Source organism: Streptomyces sp. NPDC001480 (assembly GCF_042894725.1).
In the GTDB taxonomy this organism is placed as follows: Bacteria; Actinomycetota; Actinomycetes; order Streptomycetales; family Streptomycetaceae; genus Streptomyces.
The window spans coordinates 50,555-68,698 of the sequence record NZ_JBIAVX010000003.1 but is presented as its reverse complement, the minus strand read 5'-3'; the positions used below and the strand labels follow the sequence as shown (position 1 = coordinate 68,698).

General features: G+C 72.4%; 15 protein-coding genes and 1 riboswitch. Of the genes, 7 read left to right on the top strand and 8 right to left on the bottom strand.

Annotated features, from left to right (window positions below):
• Positions 1–89: 89 nt before the first annotated feature.
• From cobN to ACFY01_RS07550, 6 genes are all read right to left on the bottom strand, one after another.
• Positions 90–3,755: a cobaltochelatase subunit CobN gene (cobN, locus tag ACFY01_RS07575; RefSeq protein ID WP_390734745.1), complete on the bottom strand. Its 3,666-nt coding sequence runs from the start codon at positions 3,753–3,755 to the stop codon at positions 90–92.
• A complete protein-coding gene (locus ACFY01_RS07570; protein ID WP_390734744.1) occupies positions 3,752–5,260 on the bottom strand; it encodes a cobyric acid synthase in 1,509 nt (502 codons plus the stop codon). The genes cobN and ACFY01_RS07570 overlap by 4 nt, the downstream gene beginning before the upstream one ends.
• Positions 5,257–6,198: a cobalamin biosynthesis protein gene (locus tag ACFY01_RS07565; protein WP_390734743.1), complete on the bottom strand. Its 942-nt coding sequence runs from the start codon at positions 6,196–6,198 to the stop codon at positions 5,257–5,259. The genes ACFY01_RS07570 and ACFY01_RS07565 overlap by 4 nt, the downstream gene beginning before the upstream one ends.
• Positions 6,199–6,298: 100 nt before the next feature.
• A riboswitch (cobalamin riboswitch) is annotated at positions 6,299–6,439 on the bottom strand.
• A gap of 139 nt (positions 6,440–6,578) precedes the next feature.
• The gene (locus tag ACFY01_RS07560) at positions 6,579–6,806 is read right to left on the bottom strand and encodes a hypothetical protein (RefSeq protein ID WP_390734742.1); all 228 of its coding nucleotides are present in this window, start codon (positions 6,804–6,806) and stop codon (positions 6,579–6,581) included.
• 36 nt (positions 6,807–6,842) lie between these two features.
• Positions 6,843–8,090, bottom strand: coding sequence for an anion permease (locus ACFY01_RS07555; RefSeq protein WP_390734741.1), 1,248 nt, complete (start codon positions 8,088–8,090; stop codon positions 6,843–6,845).
• A gap of 153 nt (positions 8,091–8,243) precedes the next feature.
• A complete protein-coding gene (locus ACFY01_RS07550; RefSeq protein WP_390734740.1) occupies positions 8,244–8,975 on the bottom strand; it encodes a lysozyme in 732 nt (243 codons plus the stop codon).
• 197 nt (positions 8,976–9,172) lie between these two features.
• Between ACFY01_RS07550 and ACFY01_RS07545 the strand changes: the two genes are divergently transcribed.
• The 3 genes from ACFY01_RS07545 to ACFY01_RS07535 all read left to right on the top strand — a co-directional run bounded on the left by ACFY01_RS07545 (position 9,173) and on the right by ACFY01_RS07535 (position 12,710).
• A complete protein-coding gene (locus ACFY01_RS07545) occupies positions 9,173–9,850 on the top strand; it encodes a class II aldolase/adducin family protein (protein ID WP_390734739.1) in 678 nt (225 codons plus the stop codon).
• A gap of 140 nt (positions 9,851–9,990) precedes the next feature.
• The gene (locus ACFY01_RS07540; protein ID WP_390734738.1) at positions 9,991–11,118 is read left to right on the top strand and encodes an alpha/beta hydrolase family protein; all 1,128 of its coding nucleotides are present in this window, start codon (positions 9,991–9,993) and stop codon (positions 11,116–11,118) included.
• 170 nt (positions 11,119–11,288) lie between these two features.
• The gene (locus ACFY01_RS07535) at positions 11,289–12,710 is read left to right on the top strand and encodes a hypothetical protein (RefSeq protein WP_390734737.1); all 1,422 of its coding nucleotides are present in this window, start codon (positions 11,289–11,291) and stop codon (positions 12,708–12,710) included.
• Positions 12,711–12,730: 20 nt separating this feature from the next.
• On the opposite strand, the gene ACFY01_RS07530 is transcribed toward ACFY01_RS07535, so the two are convergent.
• Positions 12,731–13,144 (bottom strand): VOC family protein, encoded by a 414-nt coding sequence (locus ACFY01_RS07530; protein WP_390734736.1) that lies wholly within the window; start codon positions 13,142–13,144, stop codon positions 12,731–12,733.
• 354 nt (positions 13,145–13,498) lie between these two features.
• Between ACFY01_RS07530 and ACFY01_RS07525 the strand changes: the two genes are divergently transcribed.
• The 3 genes from ACFY01_RS07525 (at position 13,499) to ACFY01_RS07515 (ending at position 16,573) form a co-directional block, all read left to right on the top strand.
• Positions 13,499–15,097, top strand: coding sequence for an ABC-F family ATP-binding cassette domain-containing protein (locus ACFY01_RS07525; RefSeq protein ID WP_390734735.1), 1,599 nt, complete (start codon positions 13,499–13,501; stop codon positions 15,095–15,097).
• A gap of 335 nt (positions 15,098–15,432) precedes the next feature.
• Positions 15,433–15,654: a helix-turn-helix domain-containing protein gene (locus ACFY01_RS07520; protein WP_004002281.1), complete on the top strand. Its 222-nt coding sequence runs from the start codon at positions 15,433–15,435 to the stop codon at positions 15,652–15,654.
• A gap of 106 nt (positions 15,655–15,760) precedes the next feature.
• Positions 15,761–16,573 (top strand): enoyl-CoA hydratase/isomerase family protein, encoded by an 813-nt coding sequence (locus ACFY01_RS07515; RefSeq protein WP_390734734.1) that lies wholly within the window; start codon positions 15,761–15,763, stop codon positions 16,571–16,573.
• Positions 16,574–16,796: 223 nt separating this feature from the next.
• On the opposite strand, the gene ACFY01_RS07510 is transcribed toward ACFY01_RS07515, so the two are convergent.
• Positions 16,797–17,531 carry a nucleopolyhedrovirus P10 family protein gene (locus tag ACFY01_RS07510; protein ID WP_390734733.1) on the bottom strand — a complete coding sequence of 245 codons (735 nt, stop codon included), beginning with the start codon at positions 17,529–17,531 and terminating at the stop codon, positions 16,797–16,799.
• 87 nt (positions 17,532–17,618) lie between these two features.
• Here ACFY01_RS07510 and ACFY01_RS07505 point away from each other — a divergent pair, with 87 nt between their 5' ends.
• Complete coding sequence (locus tag ACFY01_RS07505) at positions 17,619–18,116, top strand: Asp23/Gls24 family envelope stress response protein (RefSeq protein WP_390734732.1); 498 nt, start codon at positions 17,619–17,621, stop codon at positions 18,114–18,116.
• Positions 18,117–18,144 lie beyond the last annotated feature (28 nt).

Sequence of the window (18,144 nt, the reverse complement as noted above, 5' to 3'; positions counted from 1 at the left end):
CCCGCCGACGCGGGGGTGGTCCGGGCACTGCCAAATCGACAGCCGTCCGCGCACGCTGCTCCCCGCCACTGCGGGGGTTTCCAGGGAGCTCACGCGTCTCCCTCCAGATCGCCCTCGAGCTCGAGGTAGGTCGACCGGAGCCGGTCCAGGGTCTCCTGGTCCGGCTCCGCCCAGAGGCCGCGGTCCGCCGCCTCCAGCAGGCGCTCGGTGATGCCCCTCAGCGCCCACGGGTTGGACTTACGCATGAACTCCTGGTTCTCCGGCGAGAAGACGTACTCCGCGCTGAGCTTCTCGTACATCCAGTCGTCGACCACACCGGCGGTGGCGTCGTAGCCGAAGAGGTAGTCGACGGTCGCCGCCATCTCGAAGGCGCCCTTGTAGCCGTGCCGGCGCATGGCCGCCATCCAGCGCGGGTTGACCACGCGGGCGCGGAAGACGCGGTGGGTCTCCTCGCCGAGCGTGCGGGTCCTCACCTGGTCGGGTACGGCCGAGTCGCCGACGTACGCCTCGGGGGAGGCGCCCGTCAGGTGCCGGACCATGGCGACCATGCCGCCGTGGTACTGGAAGTAGTCGTCGGCGTCGACGAGATCGTGCTCGCGGGTGTCGACGTTCTTCGCGGCGACCGCGATCCGCTTGAACGCCGTCTCCATGTCGCCGCGCGCCGCCCGCCCGTCGAGCCCGCGCCCGTAGGCGTAGCCGCCCCACACCGCGTACACCTCGGCGAGGTCCGCGTCGGAGCGCCAGTTCCGCGCGTCGATCAGCGGCAGCAGGCCCGCGCCGTACGCGCCCGGCTTGGAGCCGAAGACGCGGGCGGTCGCGCGCCGCCGGTCGCCGTGCTGAGCGGTGTCCTCGTCGGCGTGGGCCCGCACGTAGTTGGACTCGGCGGGCTCGTCCAGCTCGGCCACCGCCCGCACCGCGTCGTCGATCAGCCCGACGACGTGCGGGAAGGCGTCCCGGAAGAAGCCGGAGATGCGCACGGTCACGTCGATGCGCGGCCGGCCCAGCTCCGCCAGGGGGACGACCTCGAAGCCCGTCACCCGGCGCGAGGCGTCGTCCCAGACGGGGCGGCAGCCCAGCAGCGCGAGGATCTCGGCGATGTCGTCGCCCTGGGTACGCATCGCGGACGTGCCCCAGACCGTCAGCCCGACGGACTTCGGGTACTCGCCCGTGTCCTGGAGATAGCGCGCGACCAGCGAGTCGGCGAGCGACTGGCCGACCTCCCAGCTCAGCCTGGAGGGGATGGCCTTGGGGTCGACGGAGTAGAAGTTGCGGCCGGTCGGCAGGACGTTCACCAGACCGCGCGTCGGCGAGCCGGACGGGCCCGCCGGGACGTAACCGCCGTTCAGCGCACGGAGGATGTGGCCGATCTCGTCGGTGGTCCGCGCGAGCCGCGGTACGACCTCCGTGCAGGCGAACTCCAGCACGGCGACCGCGTCCGGGAGTTCGGCGCCGAGCACGTCACGCACCAGAGCCGGCACGGCCGTCACGTCCCAGGCCCGGGCCTCCATGCCCTCGGCGGTCCGCCGGCACAGCTGCTCCAGCAGGTCGATCGTGTCGGCGGCCGTCCGCGCCGGCCCCTCCACCAGGTCCGTCAGCTCCACCGGCACCTTCACCGGGGCGCCCGGCTCGGCCAGCAGGTCCTTCTCCACCAGCCCGAAGTGAGCGGCCAGCGAAGCCCGCAGCCCGGGCAGCGCGTTCGCCTGCCCGCCCCACACCTGCGCGGCCCGCAGCACGGCCAGCACCAGGTTCACGCGCGGTTCGCCGACCGGGCCGCCGCCCAGGATGTGCAGGCCGTCGCGGATCTGCACGTCCTTGATCTCGCAGAGGTAGCCGTCGATGTGCATGACGAACTCGTCGAACTCGGCGTCGTCCGGCTGCTCTGCCACGTGCAGGTCGTGGTGGAGCTCGGCCGCCTTGACCAGGGTCCAGATCTGCGCGCGCACCGCGGGTGCCTTCGCCGGGTCCAGGTCGCAGACCAGCGCGTACTCGTCGAGCAGCTGCTCCAGCTTGGCCAGGTCGCCGTAGGTGTCGGCGCGGGCCATCGGCGGCACCAGGTGGTCGACGACCGTGGCGTGCCCGCGCCGCTTGGCCTGGGTGCCCTCGCCGGGGTCGTTGACGATGAACGGGTAGATCAGCGGGAGTTCGCCGAGGACGGCGTCCGGGGCGCAGCCGCGTGACAGTCCGAGGCCCTTGCCGGGCAGCCACTCCATCGTGCCGTGCTTGCCCATGTGCACGATCGCGTCGGCGCCGAAACCCCCCTCCGATGTCGCAGCCTCCAGCCACCGGTAGGCGGCCATGTAGTGGTGCGACGGCGGCATGTCGGGGTCGTGGTAGATCGCGATCGGGTTCTCGCCGAAGCCGCGCGGCGGCTGGATCATGACGACGACGTTCCCGAACCGGAGGGAGGCGAGGACGATGTCGTCCCCGTCGACGTAGAGGGAGCCCGGCGGCTCGCCCCACGCCTCCAGCATGGCGTCGCGCAGCTCCGGGTCGAGCTTGTCGAACCACGCCCGGTAGTCGGCCAGCGGTACGCGCGCGGGCGCGGCGGCCAGCTGCTCCTCCGTGAGCCACTCGACGTCGTGCCCGCCGGCCTCGATGAGGCGGTGGATCAGCTCGTCGCCGTTGTCGGGGTACTCGCTGACCCCGTACCCGGCGTCCCTGAGGGCGTCCAGCACCCGTACCGCCGAGGCCGGCGTGTCCAGGCCGACCGCGTTGCCGACCCGCGAGTGCTTGGTCGGGTAGGCGGTGAAGACCAGCGCGACCTTCTTGTCGGCGTCGGCCTTGTGCCTCAATCGGGCGTGGCGTACGGCGATCCCGGCGACGCGCGCGGCCCGCTCGGGGTCGGCCACGTACACCGGCACCTCGTCGGGGCCCTGCTCCTTGAAGGAGAACGGCACGGTGATCAGCCGCCCGTCGAACTCCGGGATCGCGACCTGCATCGCCGCGTCCATGGGGGAGAGGGCGGCGTCGGACTCGTCCCAGGCCGCGTGCGACGAGGTGAGGCACAGGCCCTGGAGCACGGGGATGTCCAGGTCGGCGAGCGCCCCGATGTCCCAGGACTCCTCGTCGCCGCCGGCCGAGGCCTGCGAGGCGTGCGTGCCGCCCGCGGCGAGCACGGTGGCCACCAGGGCGTCCGCCCGGCCGAGGACCTCGTACAGCCCGGCGTCGGCACCGCGCAGCGAACCGCAGTAGACCGGCAGGGCGTTGGCGCCCCGCGCCTCGATCGCGTCGCACAGGGTGTCCACGAAGGCGGTGTTGCCGCTCAGTTCGTGGGCGCGGTAGAAGAGCACGCCGACGGTCGGCCGGCCGTCCTGGAGGGTACGGGAGCCGTGCACGCCGTACTCGGGCATCTTCCGCGGCTCGACGAAGCCCTCACCGGTCAGCAGCACGGTGTCGGACAGGAACCGGGCGAGCTCGGTCAGGTTCTCCGGGCCGCCCTCCACGAGGTACCTGAGCGCCTCGGCCACGACACCGGCGGGCACGGACGACTCGGCCATCAACTCGGCGTCGGGGACGCTCTCACCGCCGAGCAGCACGGCCGGGACGCCCGAGGCCTTCAGGGCGGCGAGCCCGTCCTCCCAGGCGCGCTTGCCGCCGAGCAGCCGCACGACGGCGATGTCGGCGCCCGCGAGGAGCGACGGCAGCTCGGCCGCCACGTCCACCCGGGTCGGGTTGCCGATCCGGTAGGACCCGCCGGAGGCCCGCGCCGCCAGCAGATCGGTGTCGGCGGTCGACAACAACAACACTGTGCTCATGCGGGCGCTCCCGGTGGAATGTAAGGCAGTCCTTGCGGCGCGCCGGACTCGATGAGCCGCCAGAGCGCGTCCGTGTCCGCGTGCTGTTCGATCAGGTCGCCGAGCCGGTCGAGCTGCTCCTCGCGCAGCGCGGCGAACGAGGTGTCGGGCGCCGGTACGAAGCGGCGGCCCGCGGCGGCGGCCACCTCGCGCAGGAAGGCCCGCCGGAAGCCGTCCGACTCCAGCGAGCCGTGCCAGTGCGTGCCCCAGGTCTGGCCGACCCGGCAGCCGTCCAGGAAGGGAATCCCGCCCGTCACCTCGGCGACCCCGTGATGGATCTCGTATCCCTCGACCGGCTCGCCGAGGGCTTCCCCGACCGGCCGGGTGAGGGTCTTCTCGCGGGCGAACCGCACGCGGACGGGCAGGACCCCGAGGCCGTGGACCTGCCCGGCGCGCGACTCGACCTCGTCCTCGATGTGCTCACCGAGGATCTGGAAGCCGCCGCAGATGCCGAGGACCGGCCGTCCTTCGGCGGCTCTCCTGCTGATCGCCTCCGCCAGTCCGCGCTCCCGCAGCCACTCCAGTGCGCGGACCGTCCCACGCGTCCCCGGGATCACCACGAGGTCGGCGTCGGCCAGTTCCTCCGGCCGGTCCACGAACCGCACCACGACACCGGGTTCGGCGGCCAGCGCGTCCACGTCCGTGAAGTTGGACATCAGCGGGATCGCGCACACGGCGACCCGCAGCACGTCCTCGCCGACCGGCGGCGCGGTGTTCGACTCGCGGACCGTCCCCCGCAGCGACACCCGCAGCCCGTCCTCCTCGTCGATGCCGAGCCCGTGCCGGAAGGGCAGCACGCCGTACGTGTGCCGTCCGGTGAGACCGTGCAGCATGTCGAGGCCGGGCTCCAGCAGGGAGACGTCGCCGCGGAACTTGTTGACGAGGAACCCGGCGACGAGTTCCTGGTCCTCGCGGGAGAGCAGGGCGACGGTCCCGAAGAAGGAGGCGAAGACGCCCCCGCGGTCGATGTCGCCGACGACGAGCACGGGCAGCCGCGCGTTCCTCGCGATCCCCATGTTCACGATGTCGGTCCGCCGCAGATTGATCTCGGCGGGCGAACCGGCGCCCTCACAGATCACCGCGTCATACGTGCCCCGCAACTCGGCGAGGCAGTCCAGCACGGTCCCCAGCAGCTTCTGCTGCCGCCCCCCGTGGTAGCCGCGCGCGCTCAGCTCGCCCACCGGCTTGCCCAGCAGCACCACTTGGCTGCTCTGCTCCCCACCGGGCTTGAGCAGCACGGGGTTCATCAGCGCGGTCGGCTCGACGCGGCAGGCCTGCGCCTGCATGGCCTGCGCCCGCCCGATCTCCGCGCCCTGGCGCGTCACGAACGAGTTGAGGGACATGTTCTGTGCCTTGAACGGCGCGACCTTGACGCCCTGCCGCACCAGCCAGCGGCAGATCCCGGCCGTGACGACGCTCTTGCCCGCGTCGGAGGTGGTGCCGGCGACGAGGAGACCCCCGCTCATTTCCCACGTCCCTTCACAACGGCGCGCGCGGCGACGCCGACGCCGAGCGCGAGCAGGCCGACGCGCTTGGAGAGCCGTACGGCCCGTTCGATGTCGGGGACGGTGACGGTGCGTCCCCCCTGGTTCAGCACCGGGCGGTGTTCAACCCGCCCGCCGTACGACAGCGTCCCGCCCAGCCGCACGCCGAGCGCGCCCGCGAACGAGGCCTCCACGGGCCCGGCGTTCGGGCTCGGATGCCGGTCCGCGTCGGCCCGCCAGGCCCGTACGGCACCACGGCGGTCGTCCCCGGCCGCGGCGGCCAGTACGGCGGTCAACCGCGCCCCCGGCCAGCCCACGAGGTCGTCGAGCCGGGCCGAGGCCCACCCGTACCGCCGGTACCGGGGCGACTTGTGCCCGACCATGGCGTCGAGGGTGTTGACGGCCCGGAAGCCGAGCAGCCCGGGCACCCCGCCCACGGCTCCCCACACCAGGGCGCCCACCACCGCGTCGGAGGTGTTCTCGGCCACGGACTCCACGACGGCCCGGGCGATCCCGTCGGCGTCCAGCGCCTGCGGGTCCCTGCCGCACAGGTGCGGCAGCCGCGCCCGGGCAGCCTCGACGTCCCCTGCCTGGAGGGCACGCCCGATGCCACGGGCCTCGCGTGCGAGGGAGGTTCCGCCCACGACGGCCCAGGTGGCGGCGGCGGTCAGCGCGACGGACGCGGCACGGGAGGGGCGTACGGCCGCGGCGGCGACGGCACCCAGGCCGACGGCACCGCCCACGCACACCGCGGTGTGCAGGGCGCCCCAGCCCCGGTGGTCCCGCCACAGCACCCGCTCCACGGCACCGGCGGCCCGCCCGAACGCGGCCACCGGATGCCCGCGCCGCGGATCACCGAGCAGCTGGTCACCGAGGAGGCCGGCGGCGGCGCCGTACGCGAAGACGCGATCGGCACGCATCGGCTCAGCCGGCCGTGGGCGCGGGCAGCGGTCTGGTGCTGTACCTCGAACGGCAGGCGAGCATGGCGATATGTCCTCACTCAGGGTGTCCGCGCCCTGGTTCGACGAGACCGGCGGTGGGAGTTCCTGGCTCCCGGGGCTACCTACCCCGGTGACAGTGGCGGGACCGCGCCGGATTCACACCGGCTTCCTCCCTTGCCGCCGTACATGGCCCCGGAAGTCCACCACGGCCCCGGAAGGGCCGTCAACTTGCCGTTGACCTGCACGGGGAGAGTGTGCTGAGGCCCACATCGAAGCCCGGGTGGTGGTGGGGCGGCATGCGAAAGGCTCCTTCCCGAAGACTTCGAAGTCTTCGGGAAGGAGCCTGTTCGAGGCCTCGGTCAGGCCTTGTGCATGATCAGGTAGATCCCGTAGGCCACCGCCGCCGCGCATGCCGCGAAGCACACGTACGCGCCGGCGACGGCCGCGGCCGCCGAGTCGCCCTGCGCGACGGCGCGTTCGCGTCGTGCCAGACCCTGGACGCCCAGGGTGAAGAGGGCCACCAGGCCGACGGTGACCGCGAGGCTGACGCCGAAGACGGAGCCGAGGGCTGCCCAGTCGATCTTCATAACAGAGCTGCTTTCTTGGTGTCCGGGTGCCCGGGATCAGACGGCGGCGGCCGGCGGGGTCGCCGGGTCGGCGGCGACGGGTGCCGCCGGGGACGGGATCGTGGCCGACAGGTCCTCGGCCACCACACCCACCGGGGGCGGGGTGACGACGGCGATCGCGGTGGTGACCACGCCGGCCGGCTCCTCGGTCTCGTTGACGTTGGTCGCGTCGACCACCTCGCGGCGGGAGAGCTTCCAGATCGCGGCGCTGGAGGCCACCAGGAAGACCGCCACCAGCGCGGTGCCCCAGTCGCCGAGGTCCGTGACCGTCTCGGCGAGCGCGCCGACCAGCGCGGCGGCCGGGAGGGTCAGCGCCCAGGCGACGAACATCCGGGTCGCCGTGGACCAGCGGACCACTCCGCCCTTGCGGCCCAGGCCCGCGCCCATCACGGAGCCGGAGACGACGTGGGTGGTGGAGAGGGAGAAGCCGAGGTGGGAGGAGGCGAGGATGGCGGTGGCGGCGCTCGTCTGGGCCGCGAAGCCCTGCTGCGGCTCCAGTTCGGTCAGGCCCTTGCCCATGGTGCGGATGATGCGCCAGCCGCCGATGTAGGTGCCGAGCGCGATGGCCATGCCCGCGGAGAGGATCACCCAGGTGGGAGGGTTGGAGCCGGGGGCGATGGAGCCGCCGGCGATCAGCGCGAGCGTGATGATGCCCATCGTCTTCTGCGCGTCGTTGGTGCCGTGGGCGAGGGAGACCAGACCGGCCGAGGCGATCTGGCCGGCGCGGTAACCCTTGCGGGTGGCCTCGCCCTCGGCGTTCTTGCCGATGCCGTAGGAGAACCGAGTGGCGAGCATCGCCGCCAGCCCTGCGACGACCGGCGCGGCGACCGCCGGGAGCAGCACCTTGGTGACGAGGACGTCACCGTGGACGGCACCGAAGCCCGCGGAGGCGACGGTGGCGCCGATCAGGCCGCCCATGAGGGCGTGCGAGGAACTGGAGGGCAGCCCCACCAGCCAGGTGAGCAGGTTCCAGAGGATCGCGCCGACCAGGGCGGCGAAGATGACCTCGGGACGTATGCCGTTCTCGTCGACGAGCCCCTTGGAGATCGTGTTGGCGACCTCCACGGAGAGGAAGGCACCCACAAGGTTGAGCACGGCGGACATGGCCACCGCGACCTTGGGCTTGAGCGCGCCGGTCGAGATGGTGGTGGCCATCGCGTTGGCGGTGTCGTGGAAACCGTTCGTGAAATCGAACGCGAGCGCGGTCACGACCACGATCGCGAGGATCAGCGAGAAGCTTTCCATTTACCCAGGCATTCTTTCGAGCGTCATTGGCTGGTGGAACGTAAGCAATCTGGGTGAACGGAAGATGAACTGGGGCGGTAATCGTGGTGCCGGATCCGGAGGTGAGTGTTCCGCTCCCGTCCGGTGGTGCCGAACGCCCCGGGCGCCCCTTGGCTAGTCGCCCCTCGCGAAGGACTTCAGCCCGGCCGGGGAGCCGTGGAAGAGATTCTGGTCACCCGGCAGGCTGCCGCTGTTGTCGTACTGCCAGAAGGTCCAGTACGACCACCCCGCCGGCAGGGCGCCGGGGTCCCCTGAGTGACGGGCGAGCCACAGCGCGTGGTCGGCGAAGGCGTGGCTGCGGCCGGTGCAGTCGTTCCACCAGTGTGCGGTGGTGTAGATCACCGGGCGGCGGCCGGTCTCCCGTTTCATCTCGTCGCTGAAGTCCTGGATCCAGTCGACCATCTTCGCCTTGCTCAGGCCGTAGCACCTGTGCCCGCTGTCGTACGGGTTGTACTCGATGTCCAGTGCGGGCGGCAGTGTCCAGCCGTCGGCGGTCCAGGAGCCGCCGTGGCGCACGAAGTACGCGGCCTGGGCGGTGCCCGGCGACTCGTCCGGCAGCGCGAAGTGGTACGCCCCGCGGATCAGGCCGGCCTCGCGCGAGCCGCCGTACTGCCGGTCGAAGTAGGGGTTGCGGTAGTCGGTGGATTCGGTCGCCTTGATGTAGACGAAGCGGGCACCCCTGGCCTTCACTCCCGGCCAGTCGACGTTCTTCTGGTGGGACGAGACGTCGTGCCCCTTGGGCAGGCCTGCCGCCGTGGCCCGGGTTCCGGTGAGGGCCGTCCCGCCGACGGCGAGTGCCGCCACGGCCGTCACGAGCAGGCGGGCGCGGAGACGGGACAGATCCATGATTCCCCCCGGAATGGCGACGTGCACGACAAAACGTGCAGAGAGTATTGGAAGATCATGCGATGAGCGATGATCTCCGGCCAAGCATGGATAGAGGGGTATTTATGTAGCTATGCACCTTTTCGGAGGGCTCGATTCCGGCCTAAACTGCGCCTCCGTGACACCGCGTCAGCCGGCCCCCTGGCAGGATCGCGGCCATGGCTGAAGAGAGCAGGGGCGTGCGTGAGCAGGAGTCACGGGCCTGGGACGCGCTGGTCGCGACGGCCCGCCGGACCGTGGCCGACGGACTCGTCGTCGGCACCTCCGGCAATGTGTCGGTGCGCGTCGGCGACACCGTGCTGGTCACGCCGTCGGGCGTCCCGTACGACCGGCTGACACCGCACGACGTGACCGGCGTCGACCTCACCGGACGGCAGGTGCTCGGCTCACTGGTGCCGACCAGCGAACTGCCCATGCACCTCGCCGTGTACCGCACCACCGACGCAGCCGCCGTCCGCGCCGTTGTCCATACTCACGCCGTGCACGCGACAGCCGTCTCGACCCTCGTCACCGAACTCCCGGCGGTCCACTACATGACCTGCGCGCTCGGTGGCCCCGTCCGAGTCGCCCCCTACGCGACCTACGGCACCGAGGAGTTGGCCGAGAACATGCTCCGCGCCCTCGTCGACCGCTCCGGCTGCCTCCTGCAGAACCACGGCACGATCACCTACGGCGCCACCCTCGACCAGGCCTACGACCGCACCGCCCAGCTGGAATGGATGTGCCGCCTGTGGCTGACGGCGTCCTCGGTGCCCGGACTGACGCCGTCCCTGCTGACCCCGGAGCAGCTGGCCGCCGTGGGAGAGAAGCTGCGGGGGTACGGCCAGCGGAAGTGAGGGCGGCCACCGCACCGCACCCGCCGGTCCGTACCCGCCCCCGGGATTGAAAAGGGCCTCCCGCTGGAACCCGCAAGGACATGTCACCCCGACACCCGCTCCCGCTGGCCGGTCGGTCGGCCCACCGGGAGACTGGACCCGTGCGCACCGTCACAGCGGCGGCCTCGGCCGTCACCGCGGTCCTGGCGGCCGGCGCGGCCGGTGTGGCCGCCGGCCGGATAGCCAGCGACGCCGCACTCAAGGCGCCCCCCGGCAGACCGCTGCCCACCGAGCCCCGGCTCACCGTGCACGCCACGACCGACGGCAGGCTCGCCCTCACCCGCGCCCTGGCCTCCCTGCGCCCCGGCACCTACGGCCTGGCCGGCGACGGCTCGCACGCCGTGGTCGGCCCCGTCCTGGAGGCCGCCGCGCCCTCCGCCGACGCCGTCGTACGCCGGCTGGAACGCGTCACCCACGGCACCCTCGATCCCGGCGACCAGGTCTGGCTCACCCCCAACCTGTACGTCGGCAACCCGGGCGCCGCCCTCGGCCTCGAACACGCCGACATCGACGTGCCCGGCGACCTCGGCGCCCTGCCCGCCTGGTTCGTGCCGGGCGCCCGGGACACCTGGGTGATCGCGGTGCACGGCCTCGGCACCACCCGCGAACACCCCATGAACGTCATGGGGTTCCTGCACGAACTGCGGTTCTCCGTGCTGGCCCTCGCCTACCGCGGTGACCTCGGCGCCCCCCGCCCCCCGGACGGTCTGAACCACCTCGGCGAGACCGAGTGGCGCGACGTCGACGCGGCGATCCGCTACGCCGTCCGCTACGGCGCCCGGCGCGTCGTCCTCTACGGCTGGTCCACCGGCGCCGCCATGGCCCTGCGCGCCGCCGCGCGCTCCACCCTGCGCGACCATGTCTCCGGGCTCGTCCTGGACTCGCCGGTGCTCAACTGGGAGGCCACCCTGCGCGCCCTCGCCGCGGCCCGGGGCGCGCCCGACTTCCTGCTGCCGCTCGCCGTGCGCGCCGCGCAGGGCCGCGTCGGCCTGCGTGCCGACCGCCTCGCGGAGACCACCGACCCGGCACGGCTGAGCGTGCCCACCCTGCTCGTCCACGGACCCGACGACGTGGTGGCCCCCTGGGAGTTCTCCCGCCGCCTCGCCGCCGAGCGCGCCGACCGGGTCGCCCTGCACACCGTGCGGAACGCCCCGCACGGGGCGATGTGGAACGCCGACCCGAAGGAGTACGAGGAGACCGTACGGCGGTTCCTGACACCGCTGATGTGAGCGCCCGGCCGGCACCCGGGCATCCGGGTGCCGGCCGTTCCGTTCAAGGCCGTACCACTGGCCTGAACACCCCTCCGGGGCAGCCGCCGGAACGTGTCCGTTGGCCCACCCCGTCGCCCGCCGTGACATTCCGTTTGGGTTTTCGGACCGTCAACCGGAAGACTGCACCCGTGACGTCCCGTATCCCGCGCGACTCCAGGCTTCGACTCGTCCGACCGCGACCCCTGGCCGCCGCCCCCCGAGCGATGAACCAGCGGCGCTCGCGCCGCCCCGCACCCCGCCCGCCGGAGGGCACGCCCGCCCCCGCCGAGCTGGCCAGAATGGCGCGATCCCGCCTGGCCGGCGCGGCCCGCGTGGCCCACTGGGCCGACGCCGCCCTCGGCCCCGGCAGCGACGGAGCGACCGCCGACGGCAAGGCCACCCTCTCGGAGACGACCGCCGAACGCGCCGCCGCCGACCTGGGCCTGACCGTGGCTCAGGTCCGCGCCGACTGGGACACCGCCCGCCTCGCCGGACTCGTCGAGGTGCACGGCGACAGCGCGCGCCCCGGCTGGCGGCTGCGCGCCTGGGACCGGGACGACAGTGCCGTGCTGCGCGGCTGGGTCGCCCTCTTCGACGCCTGGTCGCTCGCCCACCCCGAGCCCGCGGGCCACGAGCCCGCCGCCGTCGCCGAGGTCGTCTCGGCCATGCCCCAGGTGCTCTCCTTCCTGCAGCTGTCCGCCGGGCCCGTCCCGGTGGACCAGCTCCTCGACCTGCTCCAGCAGCGCGTCACCGAGCTGCGCACCGAGCGCTGCGAGATCTCCTACGAGCCCGATCCCGAGCTCCTGGCCGGTGCCGCGCCCGCCGTCGGCACCCCGCCGGCGGAGCCCGCGCCCGACCTCGCGCCGCTGCTCGACTGGGCCCTGCACGCCCTCGGCTCCGTCGGCGCCCTCACCGACGGCGACGGCCACGCCACGCTCACCCCGCTGGGCAGCTGGGCGGTCTGGGTCAAGCTGGAACAGATCTGCGTGGCCGCGCAGAGCCCCGCCGGGAACATCGAACAGGGCGCCGAGGACATGCTGCGCGGCTGCGCCCAGCTGCGCCCCAACGCGGCCCGCGCCGAATACCGTGCCTGGCTCGCCGCCCGGCCCGTCGGCAGCGCCGTCACCGAACTGATCGACGCCGCCCGCGGCGAGGACGCCCTGCTGCGCGGCCTCGCCTTCGAGGCGCTGCGCGTCGTCGGGGCGCCCGCCGAGGCGGACGTGCACGCCGTCGTCGACGAGCCGGCACTCCGGCCGTACGCCCTGCTGTGGCTCGCCGAGCACGACGGGGCCGACCCGGAGGACGCCCACGAGGTCCTCACCCGTCAGGAGGCCACCTGGCTGTGGGTGGACACCGCCGCCGCCGTCGCCGACCACGGCGAGGCGCCGATGCTCGTACGCCACCTGGAGTCCGCGGTCCAGCTCACAGTCCCCCAACTGCTGGACGAGGTCCGCGCGGTAGGTCATCCGCGCACCGTGCAGGTCCTGGTCGCCCTCGCCGCAGCCCACCCCGACCCGGCCCTCGCCAAGGCGGTGCGCCGGGCCGCCTTCCAGGTGCACACCGGGGGATAGAGCCCGGATCCGGGCGGCCGTCAGACCCCGATCTCGGGGGCGTACGTCCCGAAACTCCAGATGTTGCCCTCGACGTCCCGGGCCATGTAGTCCCGCGAGCCGTACGGCTGGTCGGTCGGGGGCAGCAGGATCTCCGCGTCGTGGTCCACGGCGCGCTGGTGGTGGGCGTCGACGTCGTCCACCACGACGTACACCCCCGTCGGGCCCGCCTCGCCCATCGCCTCCGCGAAGACGCCGTCCCGGCCCTTGGAACCGAGCATCACCCCGCCGTTGCCCTGCACCAGCTCCGCGTGCAGGACCGTGCCGTCCGCACCCTCGTACAGCGAGAGTTCGGTGAAGCCGAAAGCCTCCGTGAGCTGTTTGATCGCCGCCTTCGCGTCCGCGTACAGCAGCGTCGGATACACGCTGGGCCGCGCACCACCCGTACCCGCCATGCCCACCACTCCCTTCGCCGATCCGTCGTGCCCGCCTCGCCGCCCAGTGTGACACCCACCACAGACATCGCCTACGACCACGACCACGACAACCGGAGCACACGGCACCGCGGGGCACGCGCTACGTCCGGACGTGCCGCACATCACGTCGCCGTCGGCGACCTGGGCCGTATCGCCCCGCACCGCGGCTCCCCGGCCGGTGACGTCCCGGACCGGCGGTCCGAACACCCGCACGCAGAAAAAGCGCTTGCCCCGCCCCGTTAGACTTGGCCCATGGCCATTCTCCTCGCGCATTAAACGGCGGGAACGTCCTCAGCCGCCCACCCGCCACTACCTCCGCTCTGGAGTCTGTCCGTGATCTCCGCCTCCGGTATCGAGCTGCGCGCTGGTGCCCGCATCCTCCTCGAGAACGCCAACTTCCGCGTCGCCAAGGGCGACCGCATCGGCCTGGTCGGCCGCAACGGCGCCGGGAAGACCACCCTCACCAAGTGCCTCGCCGGCGAGGGCATGCCGGCCGCCGGCAACATCGCCCGCTCCGGTGAGGTCGGCTACCTGCCCCAGGACCCCCGCACCGGCGACCTCGACGTCCTCGCCCGCGACCGCATCCTCTCCGCGCGCGGCCTCGACGTACTGCTGCGCAAGATGCGCGACAACGAGCAGCGCATCGCCACCGGCCAGGGCGCCACCCGGGAGAAGGCCCTCAAGCAGTACGAGCGCCAGGAGACGGAGTTCCTCACCAAGGGCGGATACGCCGCCGAGGCCGAGGCCGCCACCATCGCCGCCGCGCTCAACCTGCCGGACCGCGTGCTCGGCCAGCCGCTGCACACCCTCTCCGGCGGTCAGCGCCGCCGTATCGAGCTGGCCCGGATCCTGTTCTCCGACGCCGACACGCTGCTGCTCGACGAGCCGACCAACCACCTCGACGCCGACTCGATCACCTGGCTGCGGGACTACCTCAAGACCTACCGCGGCGGCTTCATCGTGATCTCCCACGACGTCGACCTGGTCGAGACGGTCGTCAACAAGGTCTTCTACCTGGACGCGAACCGCTCCACGATCGACATCTACAACATGGGCTGGAAGCTCTACCAGCAGCAGCGCGAGGCCGACGAGAAGCGCCGCAAGCGCGAGCGTGCCAACGCCGAGAAGAAGGCCGCCGCGCTGAACGCGCAGGCCGACAAGATGCGGGCCAAGGCCACCAAGACCGTCGCCGCGCAGAACATGGCCCGCCGCGCGGACAAGCTGCTCTCCGGCCTCGACGCGGTCCGGCAGTCCGACAAGGTCGCCAAGCTCCGCTTCCCGGAGCCCGCGCCCTGCGGCAAGACCCCGCTGATGGCCGAGGGCCTGTCGAAGTCGTACGGCTCGCTGGAGATCTTCACCGACGTCGACCTGGCCATCGACAAGGGTTCCCGGGTCGTCATCCTCGGCCTCAACGGTGCCGGCAAGACCACCCTGCTGCGCCTCCTCGGGGGCGTCGAGCAGCCGGACACCGGCGCGGTCGTCCCCGGCCACGGCCTCAAGCTCGGCTACTACGCCCAGGAGCACGAGACCCTGGACCCCGACCGCACCGTCCTGGAGAACATGCGCTCGGCCGCCCCGGACATGGACCTCGTCGAGGTCCGCAAGGTGCTCGGCTCGTTCCTGTTCTCCGGCGACGACGTCGACAAGCCGGCCGGTGTCCTCTCCGGCGGTGAGAAGACCCGCCTCGCCCTGGCGACCCTGGTGGTGTCCTCGGCGAACGTGCTGCTCCTGGACGAGCCCACCAACAACCTTGACCCGGCCAGCCGCGAGGAGATCCTCGGCGCGCTGCGCACCTACAAGGGGGCCGTGGTACTCGTCACCCACGACGAGGGCGCCGTCGAGGCGCTCCAGCCGGAGCGGATCATTCTGCTGCCGGACGGCGTCGAGGACCTGTGGGGCTCCGACTACGCGGATCTCGTCGCCCTGGCTTGATCGAATGAATGATCCACTGCGTATGGATCATTCGGCCGATCCGTGATCCATCATCTGTGTGAGATCTCCTCGTATCGAGGTGTGTCCTACATCGATTTCGCGGCCGATCCCTCGGTCACCGAGGGGTCGGCCGCTGTGCGTCTCTGACCTGCCGATTCACGAAAGAACCCGTTCGGCCGTACGGACGCACGCGTCTGGAATCGTCAGTTCCGCTTGTGGGGATGTGCTCCCGTCGTCAAAACCGTGTCTCACGGACCTTGCCGAATGGGTGGCCATCGAGCCCCGGAGGGGTGATCATGAGGAGACCAGAGCGCACTTCCCATGAGGAGGCACGGGTGGCCGAGACTCTGAAGAAGGGCAGCCGGGTGACCGGCGCCGCGCGCGACAAGCTCGCGGCAGACCTGAAGAAGAAGTACGACTCCGGTGCGAGCATCCGGGCGCTGGCCGAGGAGACCGGCCGCTCGTATGGCTTCGTGCACCGGATGCTCAGTGAGTCGGGCGTCACGCTCCGTGGGCGTGGCGGAGCGACCAGGGGCAAAAAAGCCGCATCGTCCTGATCCGGGCGGCCCATCGGCTTCGATGGTGGCCACCCGGTCGGTCGGGTGATCGGCCGGGTGGTTACTGTGCAGTCACTTAGCTGACCGCACGCATCGGAGGCGCCCCATGGCTTCGCCCGAGAAGGACCCTGCTTCCCTGGTTCCCCTGCTCGACCAGGACGGCGTACGACTCACCGTCGACGACGCGCTCGCCACGGTGACGCTGACCAACCCGGCCAAGCGCAACGCGCAGAGCCCCGCCCTGTGGCGGGCGTTGGCCGAGGCGGGCCGGCTGCTGCCGGGCTCCGTCCGGGTGGTCGTGCTGCGCGGTGAGGGCAAGTCCTTCTCCGCCGGGCTCGACCGGCAGATGTTCACGCCCGAGGGGATCGAGGGCGAGCCGACCTTCGTCGATCTCGCGCGCCGTGACGACGCCGAGCTCGACGCGACCATCGCCGGCTACCAGGAAGCGTTCACCTGGTGGCGGCGGAACGACATCGTGTCCGTCGCCGCTGTCCAGGGGCACGCCATCGGTGCCGGCTTCCAACTGGCACTCGCCTGCGACCTGCGCGTCGTCGCGCACGATGTGCAGTTCGCCATGCGCGAGACCGCCCTCGGGATCGTGCCCGACCTCACGGGCACGCACCCGCTGGTGGAACTGGTCGGGTACGCCCGGGCGTTGGAGATCTGCGTGACCGGGCGGTTCGTGCAGGCCGAGGAGGCGGTGAGTTCGGGGCTGGCCAACATCGCGGTGCCCGTGGAGGAACTCGACGGCACGGTCCGCGACTTCGCGGCGGCGCTGCTCGCGGCACCCCGCGACGCGGTCGTGGAGACCAAGGCCCTGCTGCGCGGCGCGGCCGGTCGCGCCTACGACGAACAGCGCGCCGCGGAACGCCAGGCCCAGGCCCGGCGACTGAGGGACCTGGCCGGCATCGGCGAGTAATCCGCACGGGCCGGCCGACGGCCGTCACCAGTACGGCCACGGTCGGGCGGTCCCGCAGGGTGCCGCTGATGGCGGCGCGTACCTGTCGGGTCACGTCCAGGGCGCGGTACGCGGCGTCCACCGCCACTTCCACCCGGACGTGGCGGTGCGCGAGCGTGGCCTGGGCGGCGTCGGGATGCTGCCGTTCCTCGCCGCGCACGGCCCGGCGCAGGCGCCGTGCGGGTCAGCCGACGGCCGTCACCAGTACGGCCACGGTCGGGTGGTCCCGCAGTGTGTCGCTGATGGCGGCGCGTACCTGTCGGGTCACGTCCAGGGCGCGGTACGCGGCGTCCACCGCCACTTCCACCCGGACGTGACGGTGCGCGAGCGTGGCCTGGGCGGCGTCGGCGTTCTGCCGTTCCTCGATGTGTACCGCCCGGCCCGGGCCGCCGAGCGCGCCGGTCAGGCGGGTCACGCCCGGCGCGGCGAGGGCGGCCGCGGCGGCCCGGGTCTCTTCCGTGTCCGTCGTCTCCCGGGCCGGCACCGGCGGCGCCGTCTGCGTGGCCGGGGCGGACGGCTCCTCGTCGTCCAGCAGCCCGGTCACCCTGAGGTCCACCTCGGTGACCACGAGCCCGAGCCTCTCCGTCGCGGCCGTCGCCAGGACCAGACGCAGCCGGGACGCCGAGTCGGGCAGCGGCATGTCCGCCGTGGCCGCGAAATCGGCCGTCAGCCGGAGCGGACCCGGCGGCAGCGCACCCGGCGGCAGGGGCACGGCGGGCTCCTCGGTGTACTCCGGCCCGGCGAGCCCGAGCCGCAGCGCGCCCAGGTGCACCCCCGTCACCTCCCGCGTCGCCCGCCGCAGCACCTCCGTGGCCGCCCCCTCCGCGATCCACGCGCCGTCACGCGCGCCGCCCAGTGGCAGCAGCCTGCCGAGGCCCAGCTGTTGCCGCACCGCACGCGCCCATCGCTCCGCCGTCATTGCTCCAGCCTGCCGTATCCCCGGGGCGGAACGGCGCAAGCACACTTACCGTGGTCGAAGAAGGACGACCGAAGAGGACGTACGGCCATGACCGAGACGACGAATCAGGACTGGACGGCGGATCCCACGGGAGCCAAGGAGGTGCCCGAGACGACGGGGGCCCGCAGGGCACAGCCGACACGGCGCGGGGGCGGGGACCCAGCGACCCGGGGACGGACCACCATCGCCGACGGGGTCGTGGAGAAGATCGCGGCGCTGGCAGCGCGGGACGTGGTCGGAGTGCACGCACTCGGCAGCGGACTCGCCCGGACCTTCGGCGCCGTACGCGACCGGGTGCCGGGCAGCACGAAATCGGTGACCCGCGGCGTGAAGGCCGAGGTCGGCGAGGTGCAGACCGCGCTCGACCTGGAGATCGTCGTGGACTACGGCGTGGCGATCGCCGACGTCGCCCATGCCGTGCGGGAGAACGTGATCACGGCGGTGGAGCGGATGACCGGGCTCCAGGTCGTGGAGGTCAACATCGCGGTGAGCGACGTCAAGCTTCCGGAGGAAGAGGAAGAGGAGCCGGAGCCCCGGATCCAGTGACGCCCGGCGGCCCGGACAACACACGGCT